Origin of the sequence: Paraburkholderia sp. BR10936, from assembly GCF_040965735.1 — a bacterium.
In the GTDB taxonomy this organism is placed as follows: domain Bacteria; phylum Pseudomonadota; class Gammaproteobacteria; order Burkholderiales; family Burkholderiaceae; genus Paraburkholderia; species Paraburkholderia nodosa_A.
Map to the genome: position 1 here is coordinate 162402 of NZ_JBFRCM010000002.1, position 25440 is coordinate 187841.

At 62.6% G+C, this 25440-nt stretch carries 21 protein-coding genes and 2 pseudogenes; 9 read left to right on the forward strand and 14 right to left on the reverse strand.

Annotated features, from left to right (window positions below; all coding sequences use genetic code 11):
• Positions 1-21: 21 nt before the first annotated feature.
• The 3 genes from AB4Y36_RS04145 to AB4Y36_RS04155 form a co-directional block, all read right to left on the reverse strand.
• Positions 22-1350 carry an MFS transporter gene (locus AB4Y36_RS04145; RefSeq protein ID WP_368682378.1) on the reverse strand — a complete coding sequence of 443 codons (1329 nt, stop codon included), beginning with the start codon at positions 1348-1350 and terminating at the stop codon, positions 22-24.
• 142 nt (positions 1351-1492) lie between these two features.
• Positions 1493-2242, reverse strand: coding sequence for an SDR family NAD(P)-dependent oxidoreductase (locus AB4Y36_RS04150; protein WP_069261432.1), 750 nt, complete (start codon positions 2240-2242; stop codon positions 1493-1495).
• 109 nt (positions 2243-2351) lie between these two features.
• Positions 2352-3254, reverse strand: coding sequence for a LysR substrate-binding domain-containing protein (locus AB4Y36_RS04155; RefSeq protein ID WP_069261846.1), 903 nt, complete (start codon positions 3252-3254; stop codon positions 2352-2354).
• Positions 3255-3650: 396 nt separating this feature from the next.
• Here AB4Y36_RS04155 and AB4Y36_RS04160 point away from each other — a divergent pair, with 396 nt between their 5' ends.
• From AB4Y36_RS04160 to AB4Y36_RS04185, 6 genes and pseudogenes are all read left to right on the forward strand, one after another.
• The gene (locus AB4Y36_RS04160) at positions 3651-5183 is read left to right on the forward strand and encodes a sugar ABC transporter ATP-binding protein (protein WP_368682379.1); all 1533 of its coding nucleotides are present in this window, start codon (positions 3651-3653) and stop codon (positions 5181-5183) included.
• 46 nt (positions 5184-5229) lie between these two features.
• Positions 5230-6225 (forward strand): ABC transporter permease, encoded by a 996-nt coding sequence (locus tag AB4Y36_RS04165; RefSeq protein WP_368682380.1) that lies wholly within the window; start codon positions 5230-5232, stop codon positions 6223-6225.
• Positions 6226-6258: 33 nt separating this feature from the next.
• Entirely contained in the window at positions 6259-7275 is a 1017-nt protein-coding gene (locus AB4Y36_RS04170; RefSeq protein WP_368682381.1) for a substrate-binding domain-containing protein, read from the forward strand.
• 78 nt (positions 7276-7353) lie between these two features.
• Positions 7354-8250 (forward strand): amidohydrolase, encoded by an 897-nt coding sequence (locus AB4Y36_RS04175; protein ID WP_368682382.1) that lies wholly within the window; start codon positions 7354-7356, stop codon positions 8248-8250.
• A 1006-nt stretch (positions 8251-9256) separates the two neighbouring features.
• Positions 9257-11041, forward strand: a complete 1785-nt coding sequence (locus tag AB4Y36_RS04180) for a diguanylate cyclase (protein WP_368682383.1) — start codon at positions 9257-9259, stop codon at positions 11039-11041.
• A 170-nt stretch (positions 11042-11211) separates the two neighbouring features.
• Positions 11212-11396, forward strand: a pseudogene (locus tag AB4Y36_RS04185) (hypothetical protein).
• Between the two features lie 62 nt (positions 11397-11458).
• Here the strand turns inward: AB4Y36_RS04185 and AB4Y36_RS04190 are convergent.
• The 3 genes and pseudogenes from AB4Y36_RS04190 to AB4Y36_RS04200 form a co-directional block, all read right to left on the reverse strand.
• Positions 11459-11641: a hypothetical protein gene (locus AB4Y36_RS04190; RefSeq protein ID WP_368682384.1), complete on the reverse strand. Its 183-nt coding sequence runs from the start codon at positions 11639-11641 to the stop codon at positions 11459-11461.
• 173 nt (positions 11642-11814) lie between these two features.
• Positions 11815-12459 (reverse strand): response regulator, encoded by a 645-nt coding sequence (locus AB4Y36_RS04195; RefSeq protein WP_368682385.1) that lies wholly within the window; start codon positions 12457-12459, stop codon positions 11815-11817.
• Positions 12460-12620: 161 nt separating this feature from the next.
• A pseudogene (locus AB4Y36_RS04200) lies at positions 12621-12863 on the reverse strand (class I SAM-dependent methyltransferase); the annotation flags it as partial.
• Between the two features lie 358 nt (positions 12864-13221).
• On the opposite strand from AB4Y36_RS04200, the gene AB4Y36_RS04205 reads away from it, so the two are divergent.
• A complete protein-coding gene (locus AB4Y36_RS04205; RefSeq protein ID WP_069261437.1) occupies positions 13222-13665 on the forward strand; it encodes a PaaI family thioesterase in 444 nt (147 codons plus the stop codon).
• 85 nt (positions 13666-13750) lie between these two features.
• Here the strand turns inward: AB4Y36_RS04205 and AB4Y36_RS04210 are convergent, their stop codons facing one another.
• From AB4Y36_RS04210 to AB4Y36_RS04235, 6 genes are all read right to left on the reverse strand, one after another.
• Entirely contained in the window at positions 13751-14599 is an 849-nt protein-coding gene (locus tag AB4Y36_RS04210) for an ureidoglycolate lyase (RefSeq protein WP_028202870.1), read from the reverse strand.
• A gap of 69 nt (positions 14600-14668) precedes the next feature.
• Positions 14669-15412, reverse strand: a complete 744-nt coding sequence (locus tag AB4Y36_RS04215; RefSeq protein ID WP_069261439.1) for an SDR family oxidoreductase — start codon at positions 15410-15412, stop codon at positions 14669-14671.
• Positions 15413-15568: 156 nt separating this feature from the next.
• Positions 15569-16453 (reverse strand): amidohydrolase, encoded by an 885-nt coding sequence (locus tag AB4Y36_RS04220; protein WP_368616504.1) that lies wholly within the window; start codon positions 16451-16453, stop codon positions 15569-15571.
• A 3-nt stretch (positions 16454-16456) separates the two neighbouring features.
• On the reverse strand, positions 16457-17494 hold the full coding sequence (locus tag AB4Y36_RS04225; RefSeq protein ID WP_368682386.1) for an aldo/keto reductase: 1038 nt from the start codon (positions 17492-17494) through the stop codon (positions 16457-16459).
• Between the two features lie 57 nt (positions 17495-17551).
• Positions 17552-18865 carry a UxaA family hydrolase gene (locus AB4Y36_RS04230; RefSeq protein ID WP_342946926.1) on the reverse strand — a complete coding sequence of 438 codons (1314 nt, stop codon included), beginning with the start codon at positions 18863-18865 and terminating at the stop codon, positions 17552-17554.
• 42 nt (positions 18866-18907) lie between these two features.
• On the reverse strand, positions 18908-19237 hold the full coding sequence (locus tag AB4Y36_RS04235) for a UxaA family hydrolase (RefSeq protein WP_069261443.1): 330 nt from the start codon (positions 19235-19237) through the stop codon (positions 18908-18910).
• A gap of 202 nt (positions 19238-19439) precedes the next feature.
• Between AB4Y36_RS04235 and AB4Y36_RS04240 the strand changes: the two genes are divergently transcribed.
• On the forward strand, positions 19440-20273 hold the full coding sequence (locus tag AB4Y36_RS04240; protein ID WP_256094445.1) for an IclR family transcriptional regulator: 834 nt from the start codon (positions 19440-19442) through the stop codon (positions 20271-20273).
• A gap of 122 nt (positions 20274-20395) precedes the next feature.
• Positions 20396-20941: a hypothetical protein gene (locus AB4Y36_RS04245; protein ID WP_069261444.1), complete on the forward strand. Its 546-nt coding sequence runs from the start codon at positions 20396-20398 to the stop codon at positions 20939-20941.
• Between the two features lie 18 nt (positions 20942-20959).
• Here AB4Y36_RS04245 and AB4Y36_RS04250 read toward each other — a convergent pair whose 3' ends face one another.
• Positions 20960-23323, reverse strand: a complete 2364-nt coding sequence (locus AB4Y36_RS04250; protein ID WP_368616508.1) for a GNAT family N-acetyltransferase — start codon at positions 23321-23323, stop codon at positions 20960-20962.
• 237 nt (positions 23324-23560) lie between these two features.
• Positions 23561-25162 carry a peptide chain release factor 3 gene (locus tag AB4Y36_RS04255; protein WP_069261446.1) on the reverse strand — a complete coding sequence of 534 codons (1602 nt, stop codon included), beginning with the start codon at positions 25160-25162 and terminating at the stop codon, positions 23561-23563.
• Positions 25163-25440 lie beyond the last annotated feature (278 nt).

Below are 25440 nucleotides of genomic sequence, written 5' to 3' on the forward strand. Positions count from 1 at the left end.
CGTCTCCTGGAAAGAGTTCGTTCAGCGATTGACAGTCTTTGCGGGCACGAAGAACACCAGAACCGCGCCCAGAACGACAGCCGTCGAAATGAAGATGAGGCCTGCTGTCGCGTGGCCGGTGAAGTCATTTAGCCATCCGACAATGGCGGGCGAGAAAAAGCCGGCCAGATTCGCGAAACAGTTGACCGCGGCAATTCCGGCCGCAGCGGACATACCGCTGAGAACAGCAGTAGGAAGCGCCCAAAACAATGACGACGACGCGAGGATGCCGGCAGCAGCGATGCTCACGCAGATAATCGAGGGACCCACGCTTCCGAGCATCGGCAGTGTGGCGAAAGCGGCGGCAGAAACCAGCATCGGAATCGCCAGATGCAAACGGCGTTCGCGGCGCTTATCGGCGCTACTTCCGAGTAACGGCAACGCGATGATGGCGCAAATGTACGGAATCGCGGTCAGGACACCAACCCACAGCGGGTCCGCGACACCTGTGCGACGGATGATTGTCGGCAGCCAGAAGGTGAGGCCGTATTGACCGAGAACTACACAGAAGTAGATTCCAGCCATTAGCCAGAGACGACGGTCGCGGACAAACGCACGGATGGACACGTGCTCGGTGGCCGCCGTACGGTCGCTTTCCACGTTGCGCTTGAGAAGTGCCTTTTCGTCATCGGACAGCCATTTCGCACTGGCGATTCCGTTGTCGAGATACAGAAGAATTGCGATGCCAAGGAGCAACGACGGGAGTGCCTCCAGCATGAAAAGCCATTTCCATCCTGCAAGTCCCTGGGCTCCCTGGAAGGAATGCATAATCCAGCCGGAAAGCGGGCCACCGAGGATGCCAGCCATTGGAATCGCCATGAAAAACATCGAGAGCGCTTTTGCGCGCCGGGCGGCCGGGAACCAGTAGGTCATGTACAGAATCACGCCCGGCGCGAACCCCGCTTCCGCGACGCCGAGCAGGAAGCGCAGTACATAAAACGTGGTCGGCGTCTTCACAAACAAAAAGCTTGCGGAAATCACCGCCCAGGTCAGCATGATGCGCGCGAGCCAATTTCGCGCGCCAACTTTGTGCAGAATGAGATTGCTCGGGACTTCGAAGAGGAAGTAGCCCAGAAAGAAAATGCCTGCACCGATGCCATAAATGGTTTCAGAGAAGCGCAGGTCGTTGAGCATCTGCAGCTTTGCAAAGCCCACGTTCACCCGGTCGAGATACGCGCCGAGGTAACAAAGCATCAGAAAGGGAATGAGGCGACGGGCGACTCTTGCGTAAGTTCGCGCCTCAAAGTCTGATGAGTCGCTCGAAGCCGAGAGGTCTGCACCGATTCCCGGTGTGGCCAGTCTGGATTTCATGGGTTGTCTCCTGTCATCTGAGCTCGTCACGGTGACGGGCACAGCGCCATGTCTCTGTGCCGCTTTGGCGGCAAGACGCCCCGGCTAGGCCAAGTGCGTCGTATGTTTATGCAATGTCGGAAGCGAAAGAGGGCACGTCACTTCAATGAATCAGCATGCCGCCGTTGACGTCGAGAGTGATGCCGGTCAGATAGGTGGAGAGGTCGCTTGCCAGGAACAGGCAGGCATTGGCGATGTCGTTTGCCTCGCCGAGACGCCCCAGTGGGATGCCCTTGATGATGTCTGCGCGCATCTCAGGGGTCAGCTTGTCGCCCGTGATGTCCGTCTGGATAAGGCCGGGCGTAATGGAATTGACGCGGATATGGTCGCCGCCGAATTCACGAGCCATCGCCTTGGCAAGCCCGAGAACGCCAGCTTTCGCTGCGCTGTAGTGCGGGCCGCCGAAAATGCCGCCGCCGCGTTGCGCGGAAACGGAAGACATGCAAACGATGCTGCCACGCTGCTGCTTCTTCATGTGCGGGATGACGGCCTGTGACATATACAGCGTCCCCAGCAGGCTCACGCCGACGACTGCGTCGAAGTTGTTCTTCGAGATTTCGAGTGTCTTGATGGGCTGCGTAATCCCGGCGTTGTTTATCAACGCGTCGATTCGGCCGTATTTAGCAGCGACAGCATCTGCTGCGGCGACGCAGGCTTCCTTGTCGGTGACGTCGCACGCCAGACCGAGATGACCTTCCCCGAGGTCACGCGCAGCGCTTTCCGCGTCCGCCAGGTTCAGGTCCAGAATTGCAATGCGCGCGCCGTGTGCTGCCATCGCCTTTGCCGTCGCTTTACCGATGCCGCGTGCCGATGCCGCGCCCGTGACGATAACGACTTGATTCCCGAGCAACATGTGGGTGTCTCCATTGATGAACTAGGTGTAGGCGAAGTTTGTCCGCCGGCGAACCTTGCATCAACGCAGTTCCCCTCAACCGTAGCTGAGAAATTTTCAGCCCCCAGGGTTATCCCTGTGAGCCCACCTTGCAGCGTTCAATTTCCTCTTCAATCCAGGTCAAAAATTTTGCAACTCGGGGCAATTCGGCGTTCTGGCTAGGGTAAACGAGATGATGTGCGCCAACCTCGACCGAATGGCTATTGTCGAAGACCTGCACAAGTGCGCCGTCCTTTATCTTTTGCGAAGCCATCATCACGCTTTCCAGAGCAATTCCGAGCCCTAGCGAAGCTGTCTCGATGGACATGTAGGAACGGTCGAACGAGAAGTCGAACGTCTTGTTCGCACCAGCAACCCCGGCCCGCCCAAACCATTGCCGCCACTGAACGAGAGGCGTCTCCGAATAGACCAGCCGCTGGGCCAGCAGGTCATCTGGAGTCTTCACCGGATGCCGCTCGAGATAGGCCGGCGACGCCAGCGGGGCAATGAATTCGCCCCGGACCGTGCGCACTTCAAGGTTGCTCCATTCTCCATAGCCATGACGAATGTCGATGTCGTAATACCCGTTCGAAAACGATACGTTCTCGTATGAGCAGGCGACGTTCAACTGAACGTCGCCATTTGCTTCCTGAAACGAGGATAGCCGCGGCAATAGCCACATCAGGCCGAAACTCGGGCTCGAATGCACGCGCAGGATGTCGACTTCCTTCTGGCTCGAGGCACGCTCAGTTGCCCGGCTGAGGTCTGCCAGCGACCCCGTCACATCGGCAAGATATCGCTCCCCGGTCGGTGTCAGGACGAGACCACGACCTGTCCGTTGAAACAGGGATTGGCCAATCATTGATTCGAGGTTGCTTAACTGATGGCTGACGGCCGACGCCGTAAGGTCAAGCTCTTCCGCTGCCCGGTTGACGCTCTTCGTGCGTGCAATGCTCTCGAAAGCAATGATGGCCTTCAACGGAGGAATTCGCATGGTCAAATTTTTTTCAGTCGCGATTGAACAAAACTGCATTGCCTTCGGACGGTGGTCGCTGCCATCCTCGACATCAACGATACGGACAGGAAAACAGTTGAAATGTTACCCCGTGTCAGGTCACCCAGTGGCCTAAAACATTGCCTCATATAAATATGGCGCGGTGCAGCAACCGCACAGGAGACGTAGATGAATACCCTGAATTCCCCTCCCAGCAAGCGATGCGTCCGTCGCTACTTGGTCGCCCCCAGCTAAGGAGCGCGACCGGCACTGAGTTCGGCTCGCTGCATTTGTAGCCACTCAGTTAAGCCTCCGAAATTTGTCACTCACTGCAGGCGGCTCTCGCAACCTGCGGTTGGAGCCGTTCGTTCGCAGTTTTCGCGACGGAGATGCGCAATGTCTGAACAACCTACGTTGTTGCTCGCGAAGTCAATCGTCAAAAGCTTCGGGGCTACCAGCGTCCTCAAGAGCTTCGACCTGTCTGTCCGTCCTGGAGAGGTGCACGCGTTCCTTGGTGGGAACGGAGCCGGGAAGTCGACGTTCATCAAGATTATCTCTGGCCAGCATCAACGGGACGGGGGCACGCTTCAATTCGCCGGACGCGACCTCGGTGGCTCCTCTGCATCGCCCGCTGACACAGGGGAGATTGCGGTTGTGAACCAGGAGCTGGCACTGCTGCCGCATCTGTCGGTCGCGGAAAATATCGCCATGCCCCGGATGCAACGCGCGCTCGGGACCTATAGCGAGCGAGCATCACGTGCTCTCGCGATTGATGCTCTATCGCTGATTGACCCGCAGTTCGCACGGGAATCGGTTATCCGTCTGGTGGGTGAGCTATCGCTTCACGAGCGACAGCTCGTCGAAATCGCTCGAGCACTCCGCTCTGGCGCGAGGCTGCTACTGCTTGACGAGCCGACAGCGAACCTCACTGCTGCCGAGACTGGGCGTCTTTTTGCGGTCATTCGAAGGCTGGTAGCGGAGACAAGTCTTGCCGTCCTGTTCGTATCTCATCGCATGCGCGAGATACGTCAGATTGCTGACGTTTGCACCATCATTCGCGACGGAAAAACAGCCGTCGACCGTGCGCCTCTCAATGCCATCACGGACCGCGAAATCGTCGACTATATGGGGCAATCCGTCGAGCCTGTCCAACAAACCGAGGTCAGCCTGGAAGCTGCATCGGATTTGCGGGAAGGTCACGACACAAGTCACGACAACGGTGGCACCGCGGAAAGGCCCATCATTGTCCGCCTCGACGATATCGAACTCGAAATACGTCCGGGGGCCATTGTGGGACTCGCGGGCGCTCCGACCGGTCCTCTGGCTCTCATTGAGGCCCTAACGGGACTCGGGCCAAAATCTCGATGGGATATCGAGCGCGCTGGCGAACCGGTCAAGCATCGCGGGCCGTCAGGCGCGGCTCGCGCCGGGGTCGGCTATATATCTGGCGACCGCGCAAATAAGGGCATTCTCGCAACGCTTCCAATCATCGACAACCTGATGGCAGCGCGGCGCATCGTCGAGCGAAAAAAGATAGCTCGTGACGAAGAGCTTCGGCAGGGGCAAGCCCTCCTCGACGCGCTCAAGATACGTGCTGGTTCCCTATGGCACCTCCCTTCAACTTTGAGCGGTGGCACGCAGCAAAAAATCCTCGTTGCGCGCTGGCTGAATCTGAAACCGAAACTGCTGGTGCTCGAGGAACCCACGCGCGGAGTCGACATTCGGACAAAGCGGGAAATCTACGCACTCGTTCGCAAGCTCGCCAGACAGGGTACGGCAGTCGTCTGGTGGTCGACTGAGTACCTGGAACTGGTCGAACTTTGTGACACGGTGCTCGCATTTGACCTTTCCGGGCGGCCGACCGGCATTCTTCGTCACACAGACGTTAGTGAAGAGAGCCTTGCTAGCGCTACAGGAATGGCCGCCTGAAACATTGAACGTTTCGGACATCGAAGATTAAGTCAGGAGACAAAGCATGAAAGCAGTGACGCATTCAATACGGAGCGGCTCGAAGGATTCTGGCGGTGGTATCCGGCGCATACTGTCGACCTATCGTACCGAAATTGCTATCGCGATTGCCATTGTTGTCATCGAATTTGCTGTCGGCATGGTCGTTCCGGCTGCGCTATCGATGGGAAACTTAGCGAACGTTACCCAGGCTGCGGCACCGCTCGTCATCATGGCGTTCGGTGTACTCCTCGTGATTATCACGGGTGGTATCGACCTGTCAGTCGGCTCAGTCTTTTCCCTGACAGGCATGGTCACCGGTCTCGCGATGTCACATGGCTATGGCGCCGTCGTCAGCAGCATCGCAGGCCTGGCTGTCGGTTTCATCATCGGTTCGATTAATGGCGCACTCGTGACCTTCGTAGGTCTCGCGCCATTCGTCGTCACGCTTAGTACGTATGCCATCGCTGGAAGTCTGTCGTTCATCGTCACCGACGGCCACTCGCTTCCTATCAACGACCCGAACTATTGGATTCTCAATTCTGGGACGTTGATTCCTGGCGTCATGAATTACGTGCTGTGGTGCGCGCTGCTGCTGATTGCTATTGAGTTCTGCCTGCGCAAGGTTGTAGCAGGGAGATGGCTCTATGCGGTGGGTAGCAGCAGCTCTTCCGCTCGTGTCATCGGTATCCCTGTCAACCGCGTTCGTCTGTCCGCCTACGTAATTTCTGGGTTGCTTGCGTCTTTCGCGGGCATCGTGAGCATCTCGTATATCAGCAATGCAGAGGCAACGGCAGGGTCCAGCCTGATGCTTCAGGCAATCGCGGCGGTGGTTATCGGAGGCGCAAGCCTCTTCGGTGGCACCGGGTCCGCAATCGGTGCACTCCTCGGCGCGCTGATGATAACGATTATCCAGAACGGCGCGAATCTCATTGGCGTGAACAGTTTCTGGCAAGGCACCGTGACAGGTGTCGTGATTCTCATCGCGGTGCTTGTCGACCGCGTCACCAAAGCACGGCGATAAGCCGGCGGCACAACACTCAGCAAGGAGACAATGATGAACGTCTTTCGACTCGCCAAATTTCACCACCTTGGGAAGCCGTTGACCACGATGGCTGTCTGTAGCGCGCTGGCTTGCGTCGCGATGGCATCACAGTCGGCGCTCGCGCAGGCCAAACAGACGGTTGCGTACATCGCACCGTCCTTGGACATTTCGTACTGGCAATGGGTCGCGTACGGAGTGAAAGAGCGCGCGAAAGAACTGGGCATGAACTACGTGGAATTCACCTCCGAGAATTCTCCTGCCAAGCAGATGGACAACGTAAAGACGGCGCTGACGCGAGGCGTCTCCGCTATTGTCATGGGGCCCGTCAGTTCGACGAGCACGCCTCCGGTATTGAGGCTGCTAAAGGAAAAGTCTGTCCCCATCGCGTTTGCTGGCATCGGTCCACAGGCTGGACAGACCGACTATACGTCGGCGGTCACCGCCAATAATTATGAAACCGGCAAGGCACAGGGCTCGTATGTCTGCAAGCTGGCGAAGGAGCGCGGCGGTAACAAAATTGCGATGCTGTCGCTTCCGCAAGACCGCGAGAACGCGCAAAAATATATGAAGGGCGCAAAGGAATCGTTTGCTGCGGACGGTTGCGACCTGGTTCAGGTCCTTGAGACCCACGGTCTGACCGTCAACGAGGCCGTTTCGCAGGCGAACGACATTCTGACCGCCCACCCCGACGTTAAGGCCATCTACGGGATGTACGATGAGGCGGCGACGGGCGCGGCCAAAGCGCTTCAAACGCGGGGACTCACAGGTAAGGTTGCCGTTGTGACGGCGGATGGAAGCCCGACCACCATCAAGCTGTTGCGTGATGGTGCCGTCCAGGGAATTTTCCTGCAGGAAGCCGTTGGCCAGGGTATCGACGCCACCACTCAGGTGAACAACGCTTTGAACAAGAAGCCAACGACTCAGGAGCTGGCGCTTAAAGAGCCGCTCGTTACGAAGGAAACGATTGACCAGCCCACCACCCAGGCTACTGTGAAGCGCGTTTATCCGCCGTCGGCCGGCAGCTACTAAGCGCATTTGCTCGTGCGACAGCCGCCTGTGGACGAACGGGCGGCCACGTGCCTTGATTCAAACGTATTCGGAGACATTGTGGACAACCTTCCCATCATTGACCCGCATCATCATCTTTATGACCTGAAGAACGGCGACTATCCGTGGCTTCAGGGGCCCATGCTTGAGCGCGTTTTCGGTGATTACTCGGCGATTCGTGAGGACTATCTGATTGGAAACTTTCTGGCCGACATCAAGAACCAGAATGTCGTCAAGACGGTCCACCTACAGGTCGAATATGACCATAATGACCCGGTGGCGGAAACGCGGTGGCTCCAGGGCGTGGCAGACAAGCACGGTTATCCGCACGGAATCGTCGCCTTTGCAGACTTGTCGTCACCGAAGGTCCAGGAGGTCATGGAGGCACATCTCGAATATCCGAACGTGCGCGGAATCCGACAGTGTCTTAATTTCCATCGTGACCCAGTCAAGACGTTCATTGACAGTCCGCACCTCATGAGCGACCCGCAATGGCGAGCGGGCTACTCCCTCTTGCGACGCTACAACCTGTCCTTCGATTTGCAACTGTACTGCACGCAGATGGAAGAAGCGACGGCGCTGGCCCAGGCTTATCCCGATACTCCTGTCATTCTCAACCATACTGGCATGCCGGTGGACCGTACGCCCGCCGAAGTCGAAGGCTGGAGAAAAGGGATGAGGATGCTGGCATCCGCGCCAAACGTTTCGTGCAAGATTTCGGGGCTCGGGATGGCGGACTGGAAGTGGACAGTCGACAGCATTCGGCCGTTTGTTCTCGATGCAATCGATGCATTCGGCGTCGAGCGATGCATGTTCGCGAGTAACTTTCCTGTCGACAAGTTGTTCAGCAGTTACGATGCGGTCTTTGATGCCTTCAAGGCAATTACGAAGGACTTCTCTGAATCCGAGCGTCGTGCACTGTTCCACGACAATGCAGAGCGCGTCTATCGACTCTGATGGGCTACCGAGCATCTTTGGGGCGCGGTTTGCTGGCTCGCTGTCCTGGCACAGCCATCCGAGTCATCATGACCGGGTTTATGGTCGGCACCGCAGCAATAGTTTCGGGCCATGCTTCGCGCCCCAGTAGGCTCAAGACCAAAATGGGTGTGTGACGCGAAGAGCGCATGCAGTTCACGCGGTCGACGAGCTTGTGGACACCTAGACTCGTGGCAGCAGACTTTAACCGCAAGCTGTGCAACTGCAGGCGTGAGCCCGGCCGTTTTGTCCAAATAGTGTAAGTTTGTGTAATTGACGGCGGCAAGCCATTTAAATGAAGCTCGTGTCCTGAGCAAGGTGAGAAACGCTCTCCGACCGAGCGTTCATCGTGTCGAAGACGCGCACCCCGGGCGGGATATGCTTGCGCGGGCACCAAACCGAGGAACACAAACGGCCCAGCGAACCAGCGCAGCGGCGAAGACTGCGTTCATACGGGGGGAACCAGGACGCAAATGTTTCTCAACGTCGTCGAGTGCAAGTTTTAGAATTAAATCCCTAATAGTTGTTCACGCAACTACATCGGTTGCACGCGTGACGTAATACACTCTGACTATTGTTCAAGACACTTTCGCAATCAGTTTTGGAAGAGTTCGGATTGAGCAGAACGGACTTCCGTGGCCTTCTCCTCGCGGTCCGCTTGCGGGGGTGCCTGCATTGGCGGCACAAACAGGTATTTTCCGCAGACGGTCCACAGAACTAGAGCCGTCCAGCATGGTGCCCCGTAAAGTTTCGCCGTTCCTGGCCGATAAATGGATTCGTGAGGCAGCAAGGCGTCTTGCTTAACGTGCCTTCCTAACATGCACATGGGCGCCGCGCATCCATCCGGGATGCAAGCGAAGATCAAGAATACAGAGAGATAAAGATGGGGAATTCGGCTGCTCGCCGCTCGCCCGATTTGCGAGCAGATTCGCGGTCGTCAAGTCTTGCCAGCCACCCTGCGGACGTCTGGCACCTATTGCTAGCGTTCATGGTAACAACGCTCACCTGTCTCGCCAGCGGAGCGCTCAAAACCATGGCGGGAGAAATCGCGCCAATATGGCTAACCAACGCGGTGCTGCTGTCACAACTGATGGTTGCACCGCCTCGGCGACGGTATTCGGTTTTCGCCGGCGGTGTGCTTGGCAATCTGGCTGCCAATCTTTTCGTGGGCGAGAGTTTCGGCGTATCTGCGTCCTATTCGTCTGCCGACATCGTTGAGGTACTTATCGCCCTTGCCTTTGCACCACGCATCTCGACCGTTTCCGAGATGGTTCGGGCGAGGCCGCTGACGAGATTTGTGGCGGGCGGCGTACTGCTTGCGCCTGCGGTGTCGGGCGTCCTTGCGATGACGCTACTGCATGGACGACTAAGTGGGCGGCTGCTGCCTGACCTCGCCAACTGGTTTATTTCGGATGCCCTGAGTCTCGCCATCTTCACGCCTGCCGCGCTTGTTTTCTGGACTGGTGACGTGGCTCATTTGCTGCGCGCCGACCAGCGCCGCAAGACTGCGTTCCTGTTACTGGTGGTTTGCATTGCCACGGTAGGCGTGTTCGGCCAAAGCCGTTTTCCGCTCCTGTATTGGGCGCTCCCGCCCATTGTCCTGCTCGCATTTCAGGCAGACCTCGCAGGTGTCATGGTTGGCCTGCTTCTGTGCCTCGCAATCGCCGTCTCTTTCACCCTGCGCGGAACGGGCCCGCTATGGGTCTTCCCCTATGAAACGATGCAAGGTCGTATCTTCGGCCTGCAGCTTTTCCTCGTCGCCGCATTGGGCATCGCTTTGCCCATCACCGCCACCCAGGCCCAGCGCAACCGGCTCTTCATGATGCTGCGTGACGGCGAACGTCGATATCGGGTGCTCGCCGAAAACGCGACTGATATCGTCATGAGTCTCGGGTTGGACGGCAGGCTGACCTACGTGTCCCCGCGTATCACCTCATTGTTGGGGCACTCGCCCGAGCACCTCACCGGTACACACCTGACCGACCTGGCGTTAGCCGATGACCGCGATGCGCTCGCAGCGGCCATAGCGAAAGCAGCCTCGGGTGAGGTCGAAGCTTCTGAAACCAGTCGCCTCCGACACATGAACGGTAGCGTTCTATGGATGGAGGCCCACCTGCGCTGCGTAATCGAACCGTTCTCGGGAAAGCCCGATTCTCTGACCGCTACGGTCAGAGACATCACTGAACGAACGCTATTGGAGAAACGTGCCGCTGAAGAAAGAGCCGAGTTACGCGGCCTCGCCTTCCGGGATGGACTGACTGGACTGTTCAATCGGCGCCATTTCGACCGCGAGCTGGCGCATCACTGGCAACAGGAGTCGCGTGCCGACAAGCGGGGATATCTGGCCGTCATCATGACGGACGTTGACGCGTACAAGAGCTATAACGACTTCTACGGCCATCAACGCGGCGATGAATGCCTGCGCATCGTTGCCGGAACAATTGCATCGTCGGCCGCGCGCTTTACTGACACCGTAGCGCGATATGGCGGCGAAGAATTTGCGTTGATATTGCGCGACACCGACCGGGATGGCGCACTAGTCGTAGCCGAGCGAATCCGACAGGCGGTAGAAAGCCTCCGTCTTCCGCACCGGGGGAGCAATTCCGGGATTGTTACCATCAGCCTCGGTGTCGCCGTCCTCCACACGAGCGATGGTCACGACCCGACGCTCCTGGTGGCTGCAGCGGACCGGGCGCTCTATGCCGCCAAACGACAAGGTCGCAATTGCACCTGCGTGGCAGATGGAGTTGACGAGGCGTCGGTAGACATCTAGCTTGCTCGAATACGCAGACAATCGTTTGCACGCGTGTTTGAAGTCCTGCGAACGCGCGACGACGTGGATTGGAGGCGGATGGTATGCCGAGCTGCGCAGCGTGACAGCCGGTGCTGAAGGTTCTCATACAATCGGCGTTGGGTTACCACGTCGGGCGAGGCCGTTTGCACATGGAGCAGGAAGAGTACAAAGGTTACGTGCTATGGGGGCACGCCATCGCGCAACAGAACTCCTTGCCCCGGTGCGTTATGCCGCAAGCGGCCCGATTACTCGGGAGCACAGACCGGTCGAGGCTTCCGTCATACTTGGCATCTTCGGCACGCCAGACGACGCGCAGGTGGCGGGACTGGCTTAGGCTTGCGCGTGGGTGGACTCGCACGGGTAGCGTGTGCCCGTGCAGACAAGCGCTTGCGGCGCTCAAAAGAACGTTTCGCGGCGTATAGCGGCGACGCTCGCGCCTAGGCGCAACAGGCTCGTGGACTGCTGCGCCGGGTCAGGCGCCAGCTTGATGACGGTACCCTTGCGCAGCACGACCCCGTCGGGCTCTGCACGAGGGGCGGTCGTCACGCGCATGACTTCGCCCTGCGCGCTGAGCTGCACGAGCCCGGCACCGCGAAGCGCAGGCAGTGGACGCGGTGCGTCCGGTGGCGGCTGGCCGACATCCTGCGCAGATAGCCAGGCTGCGACGGTTATCGATTCGCTGAGACGCAGAAGTTGAAAAAGCCCGGCGCCGCGCGTAACCGGGACCTTAGCCCATCGCGGGCGCGTCGGCGTCAGGTCGCGGTGCCGTGCGCGTCCAGTAGCCGGCCGATGACATGAAGCAGGCGCCCTATCGGCGTGTGCTTCATCTGGAGGACGTCCCATAGGTTGCCTGTCGGACAGGGCGGTAGCGCAGCCGACAGCATCACAACGGGAATGGTTGCCGTCGCAGGGTCGGCCTTCAGCCACCGGCAGAAGGCAACGCCATCGACCGCCGGCATCATCCAGTCGGTGACGATGACGTCCGGGCGTCCGGCTGCCGTGACAGGCATGGCCGCGAGGCCGTTCAGCGCCGTGAGCACACGATAGCCCTCCGCCTCGAGGAGTATCCGAAGCGGAGGAAGGATGTTCGGGTCGTCATCAACCAGGATGAATCGAGGCCATTGCACAATGGAAGCAGAGGATACTGATACTCTTGAATTGTCTGCGCAAACGGTCTGCCGCCCGCCGCGGCGCACAAGCGCGACAGCGGAGCGACAGGGTTCCCGTGCCGGGCATGCCGGCGAGCTGGCGTCTGGCCGCTCTACGAGCAAGTCTTCCGAATCTTCGTCAACGCTATCCGGGCCGCTGTCAGCAGTCCGCGATGGAGCGGGGGCAGCCACTATGCGCGTCAATGGGAGGGCATGGCACTCGCCCACTCGACGGTCTCGCAGTTGCATGCCGCTAGTATGCTCAGTGTCGGTAAGGCGCCCCGTCCTCGATGGACGATGATGGGCTGTCGCTCGGACCTCCCGCAAACAATCTTGCACCTATGCCTTGAGTGCGGAAGCCAAGACACAGCACACAGGAATCCGAAGTTCCCCGGCATCGCGCCGATACGTCTGTCGACCATCGCGACCGAGAAATCCACGCCGGCGACGTCCGCACCACGGCGCCTGGCTGCGGCAGCGAGGTAGCCAGGCCCGCATGCGACGTCGAGAAAGCGCGTGCCACGCCCCACGCCAAGCGTCTCGAGCATCGCGCGGTTCGACTGGGCAGTCAAATCGCCGAAATACGTTTGATAGGCCTGCGCGACACGTTCCCAACCTTCGTGCTCGAATGCGCCGAAGTCGGCTGGTCCCATTTTTGTCTCCACTCTTTCAACACCTTAGCGCGTTGGGGCGCAGGGCTTCATGTTCCTCGCAAGGAGGATGGCAGCGCTTGAGCTGACGGGCTGACGGCCTGACGACCAGCGAAAATCACGCCGTGTTTGCAAAGAATTGACGACCAAGATGGGAAAATGGCGCCAAATGGGCTAGTTCCGTATACATTTTGCAATCAAATGCTTGCTGACAGGGGAGTCGTTCGTATACGTAATTGAGCCCTTTTTGTATACGCAACTAATGTAAGTTGGCAGCTCGATTCGATTCACCTTGACTCGACGCTAAGGCTTCCTAGAGTGGTTAGGAAACCACTCGGGGATAGACCCAGGGAATGCGACGATGACAGATCTTGTGGACCGCGCACGCGGCGCTTTGCATGCCCAACCGTTCAGCGTGCTGCTCGGAACGGAACTGACACACGTGGGAGCGGACGAGCTGACCCTGCGCCTGCCGGTACGCGACGACCTCAAGCAGCAGCACGGCTACGTGCATGGCGGCGTGATCAGCTATCTCGCCGACAACGCGCTGACCTTTGCCGGCGCGCTGGCCCTTGGGCCGCGGGTGGTGACGGGGGAATACAAGATCAACTATCTGCGCCCGGCGCTCAAGGGCACGCTGATGGCGCGCGCCCGTGTAGTGCACGCGGGGCGCCACCAGGCCACCTGCCAGTGCAGCGTGTACGTGATGGAAAACGGCGACGAAAAGCTCGTGGCGCTGGCGCAGGGGACGGTGAACCGGCTCGCGGAAGGCAGCGGGCCGGAAGACAAAAGTCCGACGAACTGAAAAGTCTGCGCCGCAAACAAAGCGCGCGAGGTGAAGCGGGTTTGTCCCGCCTCCCCTCGCGCGCTTTTTCGTGCGTCAGGCGCGCTTACTCTGCCGCGCGCGTTTTCTGCTGCTGCTCGCCCAGGCCCTCGATGCCAAGGCGCACCGTCTGCCCCGCCTTCAGGAACACGGGATTCGGCTTCACGCCCATGCCCACGCCCGGCGGCGTGCCGGTGGAGATCACGTCGCCCGGCTGCAGGCTCATGCACTCCGAGAGATAGGAAACCAGCTTCGCGACCGTGAAGATCATCGTGCGCGTGCTGCCGTTCTGGTAGCGATGGCCGTCGACTTCGAGCCACATGGAGAGGTTCTGCGGATCGGCCACTTCGTCGCGCGTGACGAGCCACGGGCCGGTCGGGCCGAAGGTGTCGAAGCCCTTGCCCTTGTCCCACTGGCCGCCGCGCTCGATCTGCCATTCGCGCTCGGACACGTCGTTGATCACGCAGTAGCCCGCCACGTAGTTGAGCGCATCGGCCTCGCTCACGTTCTTTGCGTGCTTGCCGATCACCACGCCCAGTTCCACTTCCCAGTCGGTCTTCTTCGAGCCGCGCGGGATCTCGATGTCGTCGTTCGGGCCGACGATGGCGCTCGTCCACTTGTTGAAGACGACCGGCTCGCTCGGCACCGGCATGCCCGACTCGGCGGCGTGATCGGCATAGTTCAGACCGATGCAGACCATCTTGCCGATGTGGCCCACGCAGGGCCCGATACGCGGATTGCCTTCGACGAGCGGCAGCGTTTCCGGGTCGATCGTGCGCAGTTGCGCGAGGCCGGCGTCCGAGAGCACGTCGCCCGCAATGTCGGCCACGTTGCCCGAGAGCGCGCGAATGCGGCCTTCGGCGTCGAGCAGGCCCGGTTTCTCGTGGCCCTTCGGGCCGTAGCGAAGCAGTTTCATCGTCTGTGTTCCTCGTGTGTCTGTGCGTTGCAGTCGGTCAGAATCGCCTGGGGCGATGGTTCGGGCTAACTAGTTCGACCATCCGCCGTCGATCACATGCGCCTGGCCGGTCGTGAATCCGGATTCGTCGGAAGCGAGGTAGAGCGCGAGCGCCGCGATTTCCTCGGGCTTGCCCACGCGCCCCATCGGCTGGCGCGCGACGAACGCGGCGCGCGCCGCGTCCACGCTCGTGCCCTGCGCCGCCGCCTGCGCGGCGATGCGCTCCTCCAGCGACGGCGACGACACCGTGCCCGGGCAAATCGCATTGCAGCGGACGCCGCGCGTCACGAAGTCCGCGGCCACAGCCTTCGTCAACCCTATCACAGCGGCTTTCGAGGCGCCGTACACGAAGCGGTTGGGCACGCCCTTCACGCTCGACGCCGCCGACGACATGTTGATGATCGACCCGCCGCCCTTCGCCAGCATGCCCGGCAGGAAGGCGCGGATGGTCCGGTACATCGCCTTCGCGTTCAGATCGAACGCGAAGTCCCAGTCTTCTTCGCTCGCTTCCAGGATCGAGCCCGCGTGCACGAAACCCGCGCAGTTGAACAGCACGTCGATCGCGCCCAGTTCCTGCGCGAGCGCCGTGATGGCCGCGCCGTCGAGCACGTCGAGCTTGCGCGCCTCGACCGGCAGCGCTGCCAGCGCGTCGATGCGCAGATCGGTGGCGATCACGCGTGCGCCTTCGCGCGCGAACAGTTCGGCGGCCGCGTAGCCGATGCCCTGGCCCGCCGCGGTGATCAGGGCCGTTTTGCCGGCCAGTCTTTGTACCATCTGCCACTCCAGTTGGAAGCGCGGCACGGCGATACCCCGTATTGCAGCAGGCCCCCATGCCGCGATCGAGCGAAGAAATCGCGGGAAGAAGTTGGGATGACGCAAACGGCCATTATGGCGACGCAGGCGCGCCTCGTGGCGTTCGACGGACCTTTTCTAACCGGCTGGATGGTCCCCGAGCCCGGATTCAAGCCGATAGAAAGCCGCAGCGTTGCCGCCGAAAACGGCGGCGCGCTCGTCTGCGGAAAGTGCTTGTGTAAGCTGCTGCGCACTCGCGTACCAGCGTGCGTAATCGCCATTGAGGTTCAGCACCGGCCAGTCGCTGCCCCACATGAGGCGTTGCGGCCCGAACTCGGCAAGCAGATGCGCGACCCACGGCGCCAGCGTAGCGTCGTCCCAGCCGGGCGCGGCTTCGGTCGCGAGCCCCGACAGCTTGCAGTGCACGTGCGCAAACTGCGCGAAGCGCGTGATGGCGTGCGCCCACGCCGCAAAGCCGCTCTCGCCGCCCGCCGCGATCGGCGGCTTCGCGCCGTGATCGATCACCACGCGCAGCGCGGGATGCCGCGCGAGGAACGTCGCGAGCGCATCCGCGTGGCGCGTGAACACGAGCGCGTCGAAAGCGAGATCGTGCGCGATGAGCGCTTGCACGCCGCGCGCGGTATCGGCTTTCGCGATCCAGTCGTCGTCGGGCAGATCCTGCAGCATCGGGCGCACGCCGCGCAGCTTGGGCTCGCGCGCGAGTTCGGCGATCAGCGTGGCGACGTGCGGATCGTCCAGCGGGACCCAGCCCACCACGCCCGCAATCGACGGCTCGTTGCGTGCAAGATCGAGCAGCCAGCGTGTTTCCTCGATAGTCGGCGCGGCCTGCACGACCACCGTGCGCGCCACGCCGCACGACGCGCGCAGCGGCGCGAGATCGGCGGGTCCGAACGCGCGATACAGCGCGGTCATCGAAGGGGTGAGCCAGCCGTAGTCGCCGCGTGCCGGGTCCCAATAGTGCTGATGGGCGTCGATCCGTTCGATCGTAGAGATGGTAGTCATGGCTCAAGCCTGCGGAAGCGGCGCGCGCGGATCGAGGAGACCTTTGTCGCGCAGCGCGAGCCACAACTCGCGGGGCAAATTCGTCTCGAACGAGGCGACGTTCTCGCGCACCTCCTGCGGGCTGCGTGCGCCGTTGAGCACCGTCGCCACGGCCGGGTGCGCATAGGGAAACTGCAGCGCCGCCGCCGCGAGCGGGGCGTCGTAGGTCCGGCAGATCGTATCGAGCCGCGCCACGCGTTCGACCACGTCCTGCGGCGCGTCGGCGTAGTTGAATTTGAGTTCGCCGAGCAGTCCGTGCGCGAGAATGCCCGAGTTGAACGCGCCGCCCAGCAGAATGCTCACGCCCTTCTTCTCGCACTCGGGCAGCAGGTCGTCGAGCGGAGCCTGTTCGAGCAGCGTATAGCGGCCCGCCAGCAAAGCGCAGTCGATGTCGAATTCCTGCATCGCCTCGCGTATCACTTCGCGCTCGTTCACGCCGAAGCCGATCGCCTTGATCGCGCCCGCCTTGCGCAATTCGTCGAGCGCCTTGAAGCCGCTGTCGCGCAGTTGCCGCCAGTAGTGCTCGTTGCGCTCGCCGTGCGTGTAGCGGCCGATATCGTGCACGAGCAGGATATCGATATCGACTAAGCCGAGCCGCTGCTGGCTGTCCTCGAACGAACGCAGAATGCCGTCGCGCGTGTAGTCGAAAATCGCTTCGAAGGGCAGTGGGTTTTGCCAGCCCTCGCTGCCGTCGTACTCGTGCGTGCGCGGCACGAAATGGCGGCCCACTTTCGTGGAAATCACGTACTCGTTGCGCGGATAGCGCCGCAGCGCCGCGCCCAGCCGGTGCTCGGCCTTGGTGTGGCCGTAGTGCGGCGCGGTATCGAAAAAGCGGATGCCGGCTTCCCACGCGGCGTCGACGGTGGCTTGCGCCTCTTCTTCGGACAGGTCGCGATACAGGCCGCCGAGCGGCGCGGTGCCTAGACCCAATGCGCTGACTTCGAGCGCCGTGCGGCCGATACGGCGCCTGCGCGCCACCCTGGGATGCTGTTCTTGCGCCATGGCTCGTCTCCTCCTGGAGATGGTTGTTTCCACAACGAAATCATCCGACTGCGCGGTTCAGTTCGCGGCTTCGACGATCGGCACGCGCGCACTGGCGGGCAGGCATGCGGGGCCGACGGGCTCGAAGCGCTTGTACGTGAGGATAAACTCCTGGTGCCCGAGCGTTTCCGACTTCGAACGCTCGCCGCCCGCTACGGCCAGCGTGCGGTCGAACACTTCGCGCCCCACTTCGTCGAGCGTCGCGCGCCCTTCGAGAATGCGGCCCGCGTCCACGTCCATGTCGCCGGCGAGGTTGCGGTAGGTCAGCGGGTTTGCGCACACCTTGATGACCGGCGCAAGCGCAGAGCCCACCACCGACCCGCGCCCTGTCGTAAACAGGATCAGGTGCGCGCCGCACGCGATCAGCTCCGCGATTTCCGCATTGTCGCTGATATTCGGAAAGCCGAAGCGCGGCTCGCCATCGGGCACCACGTCGAGCAGATAGAGACCGCCCGTGGGCGGCACGTCGCCCGGCTTCACGATGCCCACGATCGGCGAGGCGCCGCTTTTTGCATACGCGCCGAGCGACTTCTCTTCCTGCGTGGTGAGGCCGCCGTCCGCGTTGCCGACGGCGAACGAACCGTGGCCCAGAATCGAGTAATAGCGCGCCGCCTTGGCCACGCACGCGACGATCGCCTCGCCCAGTTCAGGTCTTGCGGCACGGCTTTTCATGTGGAATTCGCAGCCCACCAGCTCGCCGGTTTCCTCGAAAATGCAGGCCGAACCCGCTGCGATCAGCTGATCGAAGGCGCGGCCCACAGCCGGGTTGGCGGTGATCCCGCTCGTGCCGTCCGAGCCGCCGCAAATCGTGCCGACCACGAGTTCATCGAGGCGCATCGGCACTTTCTGTTGCGCGGCGAGTTGCGCACGCGCTTCGCGCACCCAGTCGAGACCGTACTGAATCGTGCTGCGCGTGCCGCCCTTTTCCTGGATCGTCAGGACTTCTACCGGACGGCCGCTCGCGCGCACCTGCTCCACGAGATAGTGCTTGTTCATGCTCTCGCAGCCGAGCGAAACGAACAGCACCGCGCCCACGTTCGGATGCGTGGTGAGCTGCTTCATCATCTTCTCGGCGTAGCTGTTGGGGAAACAGCCCGGAAAACCGATCAGATGCACCGGCGGCGCTTCTGGCTGCTGCAGCGCGGGCGGATCGTCGAACGCGCCAAGGGGTTCGCGGAACTGCGCGACGATTTCCTGCGCCACGTGGTGCGCGCATTCCACGAGATAGGCCACCGCAACCACGTTGCGTATGCCCTTGCGTCCGTCGTTGCGCAGCCAGCCTTGGAGCATGGGCGCGGCGGCTCGTGAAGGGGTGACGTTGCTATCGCTCATAACATGAATCCTGCTCGCGGCGCGTGCCGCATCATGGTGGCGTTACTTGTGCGGCACGAATTCGTGCCCCGCGTCGTGCGTGTAGGTCGGCAAGTAATCGCTTTCCAGGTTGTGCGTGTGCAGATGCTCGCCGCGCGCCACCGGCTCGCTTACGTGGCCGATGCGCGCGCCATAGCGCAGCACCTTCTCATCTTGTGCGAGCGCGCGGCGCGCCACCTTGTGACCGAGTTCGATCGTCCTGGCGAGCGTCACACGCTCGCCTTCTATCTCTACCGTTTCGCCCGCTGCCAGACGCGCTGCCGCGATCAGGCAGTTGTCCTCGGGCGCGAGCAGAATCAGGCGTGCATCGGTATGGGGTGCGTTGCCGTTCACAGATCGTCTCCGCGTTTAATCCTGCGCCCTTGTCGCCATCGAGCGAAATGCCGCCGCGCCCGCGACCTGTTGCAACTGCCTTTTCCCAACCTGACGACGCTGGCGTTTATTCACCAGTGAATGCATTATTCATATACGCACATCCCAAGGTCAAGCGATGTGCAGTGCAGCATGGGTCCGTGATTTCCCTGGGGACGATCGAATGGAAAAGAACACGAAGAAGAGCCAGATGGACAACGTGCCCGAGGAAGCCGACGAGAAAGACGACGCCGATCGCTATCGCGCGCCCGCGCTGGACAAGGGGCTCGACATCCTCGAACTGCTTGCGGAACAGCGCGCCGGCCTCACGCGCGCCGAGATCACGAAGGCGCTGGGACGCAACGCGAGCGAGATCTACCGCATGCTGGAGCGGCTCGTCGCGCGGCAATACGTTATCCGTTCGGAAGGCGGCGACCGCTATGCGTTGAGCCTGAAACTCTTCGCGCTCGCGCATCGTCACCCGCCCATGGAGCGCCTGATCTCGGAAGCGCTGCCGCTCATGCAGCGCTTCGCCGACGAAGCCGAGCAGTCGTGCCATCTCACCGTCTACGACCGCGGCAACCTGCTCGTGATCGCCCAGGTGGACGGGCCGGGCACATGGGGCATCGCGGTGCGGCTGGGTTCGCGCGTGGGTCTCGTCGACACGAGTTCGGGCCGCACGCTGCTCGCCTGGCAAACGCCGGAGCAGCGCGCGCACATGCTCGCGGAGCATACGAAGGTGAAGGGCGAGGTGGCGATCGATCACGCGGCGCTCGAAGCCGCGTGCGAGCAGGTGCGCGAGGCGGGCTTCTCGCGCAAGGACAGTCAGCAGATTTTCGGCGTGACCGACGTGACGTTTCCGGTGCTCGGGCCTTCGGGTCAGGCGATCGCGGCGCTCACCTGCCCGTTCCTCAAGCGCATCGACGACTATGTCGCGCCCTCGCTCGACGAGGCGACGCAAATGCTGAGCGCGACCGTGCAGACCTTGTCGATGTTCCGCGAGGACGGCGCAGCCTGACGCCCGGTGGACTCAAGCCGGCCACGCAAAACGGTTAGAATGGCGGCCCTCTCAAAAAAACCTGTGCGCCGCGCGCGCTGCCGCAAACCGGCGGGCAAGCGGCTCACGCGCATTCGAAACCCATGGCGAAACTCCTGACCGATCAAGAATTCCAGCGCTTTTCCGAGCTTCAGCAGAAACAGGCGAGCTTCACGATCTCGGCTGACGAAGCCGACGAGTTGCGCGATATCGTCGCGCGCGCGCAGAAAAAGCGCGACGACCGCGCCGACGCGATGAAGACCGTCGAAACCGCCATCGCGCAATTCGAGATCGCTCCCGAGGAGCTGTTCACGGCCGAGCAGATCGCCGAAGCCGCGCGCAATTTCGGCCTGATTCCGGCCACGCGCAAGGAGCGCGTGCTGCCGCCGTCGCTCACCTTCAACGGCAAGACGCATCAGTGGACCACGCGCGCGCTGCCCGACGAAATCCGCATGCCGCTGTTCGAGGCGTTCCAGGGCGGCCAGTCGGTGAAGGCGTTCATCGCCACGCCCAAGGACGCCGCGCGCTGCGCTGCAACCATCGCGCGGCTGGAGAAGGAAACCGGCGCGCAGTACGGCGAGGCCTGGCTTGAAGAGCTCGCACTCACGCGCGGCCAGATCGACGACGCGCTCGCGAAGCTGGCCGCCTAAGCAGCGAGGTGCGCCGGCTCAGTCGAGCGGCATGCGAAAGCCGACCACGCCCGGGTCTTCCGTGGGCGTGACGGTGAAGCCGCAGGCGCGCGCGAGGCCGATCATCGGCGCGTTCTCGCGCAGCGCCTCGCCGAGCAACCAGTGCGTGCCGCGCGAGCGCACGTACTCGATGATGCGCGACATCAGCAAGCGGCCAAGGCCGCCGCGCTTGAGATTCGACAGAATCGCGACCGCGAACTCGGCGGTCTCGTTGTCCGGATCGGCCACGGCGCGCACCACACCCAGCGTGCGCGGCTGGCCGTCCTCGCCATGCACCACCGCAATCAGCGCCATCTCGCGGTCGTAGTCGATTTGCGTCATGCGTGCGAGTTGCGTGTGATCGAAGCTGCGCACCGCCGAGAAGAAGCGCAGGCGCAAGTCGTCGGGTGTCATCGACTCGACGAACGTGCGGTGCATCTCCTCGTCTTCGGGACGGATCGGGCGGATCGTGAGGCGCTCGCCGTGCCAGTCGATGGTTTCTTCGAGCCGCCGCGGATACGGCATGATCGCGAAGCGGCTGCGCTTTTCCGCGAGCTGCAGGCAGGGCGCGACGACCACGACCGCCTCGGGCAGCACACGCAGCGTCAGACGCAAGCCCACGATTTCCCGCACCTCGCACACGAACTGCGATAGCTCGGTGAGCGCGGCCAGCGTCGGCTCGGGCGCCGCGTAGCGCGCATAGGGCGAGTGCGCGACGATGTCGCGCGAGAGCACGGGGTTCAGTGGCGGCAGGCTGTACACGCGCAGCGGCGGCGAAAAGTCGTCCGGCGAAGGCGCGGCGAAACGGAACACCGGGCCGAAGTTGTCGTCGTCGCGAAACTCGACCGACACATCCACCACGGGCTTCACACCCGGTTCGTCCTGCGCCTGCGTGACAAGCCCGAACAAGGCCAGCAGTCTGCCCGCCTCCTCCCCTTTCAGTTCCGTGCGCCCGGCCGCCAGCGCCGCGCGCGCTTTGCCCTGCGCGGCCTCGATCGCAGCCGGGCCCTGCGCGGGCATCGTCTCCGGCGTCTGCATCAAGAGCTCGCGGCCCAGCCGGTAATCGACGAGACGGGCGAACGCGCGCGCCAGGCGCCGCGGCGTGGTGTGTACCGGAATGCCGTGCGCGTGCAGTTCGTCGCGCGTGGTTTCGTCCACCCCGCCGAAGAAGCACGCGAGCATGCCGCGATACGCGAAACGCTGTTGCTCGATCAGCGTGCGCGCCACCGCGTCCACCGGCGCGCTGTGGGTGGGCGCGTGCACGACGAACGCCGTGCCGCTCGAGCGGTGCGTGGCGAGCGTTTGCAGCGCGAGGCCGAAGTGCTCAGGCTTCGCGGTGTCGCCGAGCACGAGCGGATTGCCGGCCTGCGCGTGCGGCAGCGCGGCCTGGACGGCCGCCAGCGCTTCGTCGTTCCAGCGGGCGAGCGTGTCGCCGGCTTTCATGAAGGCGTCGCGCGCAAGTGTCGCCACGCCGCGGTCGCTCGTGATGAGCGTGGCCGTGTCGCTCGCGGCCACGCGACCCACGCCGAGCGTTTCGATTTCGTCGAGCAGGTCGTCGAGCGTGTCGACGCGCACGAGACCCGCGCGCCGGAACGCCGCCGTGTAGAGCGCATCGCCCTTGTCGTCGCGGCCGCTTCTCAGCGCGAGCACAGGCTTGTTGCGCGCCGCCGCGCGCGCCGCCGACATGAACTTGCGCGCCGCGCGGATCGTGTCCACTTCGAGCAGGATCGCGCGCGTGCTCGGGTCGCTCGCGAGGTAGTCGAGCACGTCGCCCACGTCGACGTCGGCTTCGTCGCCGAGCGCGATCACGTGCGAAAAGCCCAGGCCGCGCGGCGCGGCCCAGCGCAGCACCGCGTTGGTGAGCGCGTTGGACTGCGACACCCAGGCCACGCCGCCCTTGCGCGCAATCGACGCTGCCGCGCCCAGCTGCGCGTTGAGCGCGGGGGTGAGCGCGCCGAGACTGCCGGGGCCGACGATGCGCAGCAGATGCGGGCGCGCCGCCGCCAGTGCGTGGCGCAGGTCGGCCTGATCGGCCTCGTCGCTCGCCTCGCCGACGATGATCGCCGCGCGCGTACCCATGCCGCCGAGGCGATGCACGAGCGCAGGCCACGTGGCGGGCCGCGTGCAGATGATCGCGACGCCGGGCGCCTCGGGCAGGTCGCTTGCGTCGGCGAGCACGGGCCGGCCGTCGAAGGCTTCGAAGTCGCCCGCATGGCGCGGATTGACGGCCCACAGCGGGCTCGTGAAGCCGCCTTCGATCAGCCGCCGCCATACCATGCTGCCGATGCTGCCGGGGCGCTGCGAAGCGCCGATCACGGCCACGGATTTCGGCTGGAACACTGCATCGAGATTGCGTACGGTCACAGGCACTCCTCGTCGGTCGGACAGGCGCTTGCCATAGAGGCGAACGCCGGTTTGTCGTCTTTTACCGTTACGAGAAGAGGATAGGGCAAGCGCGCAGGCGCTGCGCGTATTTCGCCCGGCGCCTATGAGCGCAGATGCGGCGGCATGGCGCCGCACGCCGCCCTGGGCGTGTGGCACCACGATGCGCGAGAAGGACTTTGCCTGGTTTGTGAACGCGGCGCGAGCGCGCCGTGTGTGTTACATCGACTTGCGGAACGGCGCGCCCGAATGCTCGCGCAGCTCGTTGAACACGATCTTCGGCCACGCCTTTTGCGCGACCTCGATTTCGGAGACGTGCGAGGCGAGATAGGTCGGCGCGTTCGACGCGTCGTAGGCCATGCGGGCCTCGTACGAATCGGTGAAGCGGCGCAGCTCGGCGGGATCGTCGCAGGTCACCCAGCGCGAGAGGCGATAGCGCGCGGGCATCAGGCGCACGGCAACCTTGTACTCGGCCGCGAGGCGGTGCGACACCACTTCGAACTGCAGCTGGCCGACCGCGCCCAGGATCGTCGCGCCGCCGTGGATCGGGCGGAACACCTGGATCGCGCCCTCTTCGCCAAGCTGCTTGAGCGCTTCGCCCAGTTGCTTCGCGCGCATCGGATCGACCACTTCGATGGTCTGGAAGATTTCCGGCGCGAAGAACGGCAGACCCGTGAATTGCAGGTCTTCGCCTTCGGTGAGCGTGTCGCCGAGGCTCAGCGTGCCGTGGTTAGGAATACCGATGATGTCGCCAGGGTACGCCTCGGCCACGGTCTCGCGGCGCTGCGACAGGAAGCTCACCACGTTGTTCGCGCGGAAGGTCTTGTTGTTGCGCGTGACCTTCAGCTGCATGCCGCGCTCGAAATGGCCCGAACACACGCGGATGAACGCCACGCGGTCGCGGTGCGCGAGGTCCATGTTGGCCTGCACCTTGAACACGACGCCCGTGAACTTCGGCTCTTCTGGCGAGACCGGTCGCTGCACGGCCATCCGCGGCGACGGCGGCGGCGCGAGATCGACCAGCGCGTCGAGAATTTCCTTCACGCCGAAGTTGTTGATCGCCGAGCCGAACAGCACCGGCGACTGCTCGCCCGCGAGGAAGGCGTCGCGATCGAAGGTGGGCGTCGCGCCCGTGATCAGCTCGACTTCTTCCTTGGTGCGCTTCCAGTGATAGCCGAAGCGCGCTTCGCCATCGGCGTCGCTGATGTGCTGCAGCGTTTCCACCGCGCCGCCCAGCGACTCCTGACCCGCGCGGAACACGCGTACCTGGTCGCGCTGGATGTCGTACACGCCCTGGAACTCCTTGCCCATGCCGATGGGCCAGGTGAACGGCACGGCAGCCACGCCCAGGTGCTGCTCGATTTCGTCGAGCAGGTCGAGCGGCTCGCGCACTTCGCGGTCGAGCTTGTTGATGAAGGTGAGAATGGGCGTCTTGCGGCTGCGGCAGACTTCGAGCAGCTTGAGCGTTTGCGCTTCCACGCCGTTCGCGCCGTCGATCACCATCACGGCGGCGTCGACCGCCGTGAGCACGCGGTACGTGTCTTCCGAGAAGTCCTCGTGGCCCGGCGTGTCGAGCAGATTGATGACCGCGTCGCCGTACTCGAACTGCATGACCGAACTGGCGACCGAGATGCCACGCTGCTTTTCGATCTCCATCCAGTCGGAGGTCGCGAAGCGGCCGCTCTTCTTGCCCTTCACGGTGCCCGCGATCTGGATCGCGCCCGAAAACAGCAGCAACTTTTCGGTGAGCGTGGTCTTGCCCGCGTCCGGGTGAGAAATGACCGCGAACGTGCGGCGGCGTCTGAGTTCGGCTACTGACATGGATAGGGCGGGTATCACAGATGAATTCGGGCAACCGGGCCGCGCGGCGGGGGTTGCGGCGAGCGCGGCGGCGCTTGCGGGCGCGTTTTCAAGCAACGCTTACGGCGCGTGCGGCGAGCAGTGCGCTGCCTGCGACGCACGGCAAATAGCACGAGCGATCGGGAATGTCCCGCGGATGCCCGCGCAAAAAAGCGAAAAGGCGCCGGGACCGAATGATACACGGCATTCGCCCCGCCGACTAAAGGTTTGATGGGGTTCGAACGGGTTAGACGCGCTGG

Coding starts and splice junctions, on each gene's coding strand:
- AB4Y36_RS04220 (WP_368616504.1), bottom strand. CDS start 16,453: ATGACTACCATCTCTACGATCGAACGGATCGACGCCCATCAGCACTAT.
- AB4Y36_RS04240 (WP_256094445.1), top strand. CDS start 19,440: ATGGAAAAGAACACGAAGAAGAGCCAGATGGACAACGTGCCCGAGGAA.
- AB4Y36_RS04165 (WP_368682380.1), top strand. CDS start 5,230: ATGAAAGCAGTGACGCATTCAATACGGAGCGGCTCGAAGGATTCTGGC.
- AB4Y36_RS04155 (WP_069261846.1), bottom strand. CDS start 3,254: ATGCGAATTCCTCCGTTGAAGGCCATCATTGCTTTCGAGAGCATTGCA.
- AB4Y36_RS04145 (WP_368682378.1), bottom strand. CDS start 1,350: ATGAAATCCAGACTGGCCACACCGGGAATCGGTGCAGACCTCTCGGCT.
- AB4Y36_RS04255 (WP_069261446.1), bottom strand. CDS start 25,162: ATGTCAGTAGCCGAACTCAGACGCCGCCGCACGTTCGCGGTCATTTCT.
- AB4Y36_RS04225 (WP_368682386.1), bottom strand. CDS start 17,494: ATGGCGCAAGAACAGCATCCCAGGGTGGCGCGCAGGCGCCGTATCGGC.
- AB4Y36_RS04230 (WP_342946926.1), bottom strand. CDS start 18,865: ATGAGCGATAGCAACGTCACCCCTTCACGAGCCGCCGCGCCCATGCTC.
- AB4Y36_RS04210 (WP_028202870.1), bottom strand. CDS start 14,599: ATGAAACTGCTTCGCTACGGCCCGAAGGGCCACGAGAAACCGGGCCTG.
- AB4Y36_RS04160 (WP_368682379.1), top strand. CDS start 3,651: ATGTCTGAACAACCTACGTTGTTGCTCGCGAAGTCAATCGTCAAAAGC.
- AB4Y36_RS04245 (WP_069261444.1), top strand. CDS start 20,396: ATGGCGAAACTCCTGACCGATCAAGAATTCCAGCGCTTTTCCGAGCTT.
- AB4Y36_RS04215 (WP_069261439.1), bottom strand. CDS start 15,412: ATGGTACAAAGACTGGCCGGCAAAACGGCCCTGATCACCGCGGCGGGC.
- AB4Y36_RS04180 (WP_368682383.1), top strand. CDS start 9,257: ATGGTAACAACGCTCACCTGTCTCGCCAGCGGAGCGCTCAAAACCATG.
- AB4Y36_RS04205 (WP_069261437.1), top strand. CDS start 13,222: ATGACAGATCTTGTGGACCGCGCACGCGGCGCTTTGCATGCCCAACCG.
- AB4Y36_RS04170 (WP_368682381.1), top strand. CDS start 6,259: ATGAACGTCTTTCGACTCGCCAAATTTCACCACCTTGGGAAGCCGTTG.
- AB4Y36_RS04195 (WP_368682385.1), bottom strand. CDS start 12,459: ATGCAACTGCGAGACCGTCGAGTGGGCGAGTGCCATGCCCTCCCATTG.
- AB4Y36_RS04150 (WP_069261432.1), bottom strand. CDS start 2,242: ATGTTGCTCGGGAATCAAGTCGTTATCGTCACGGGCGCGGCATCGGCA.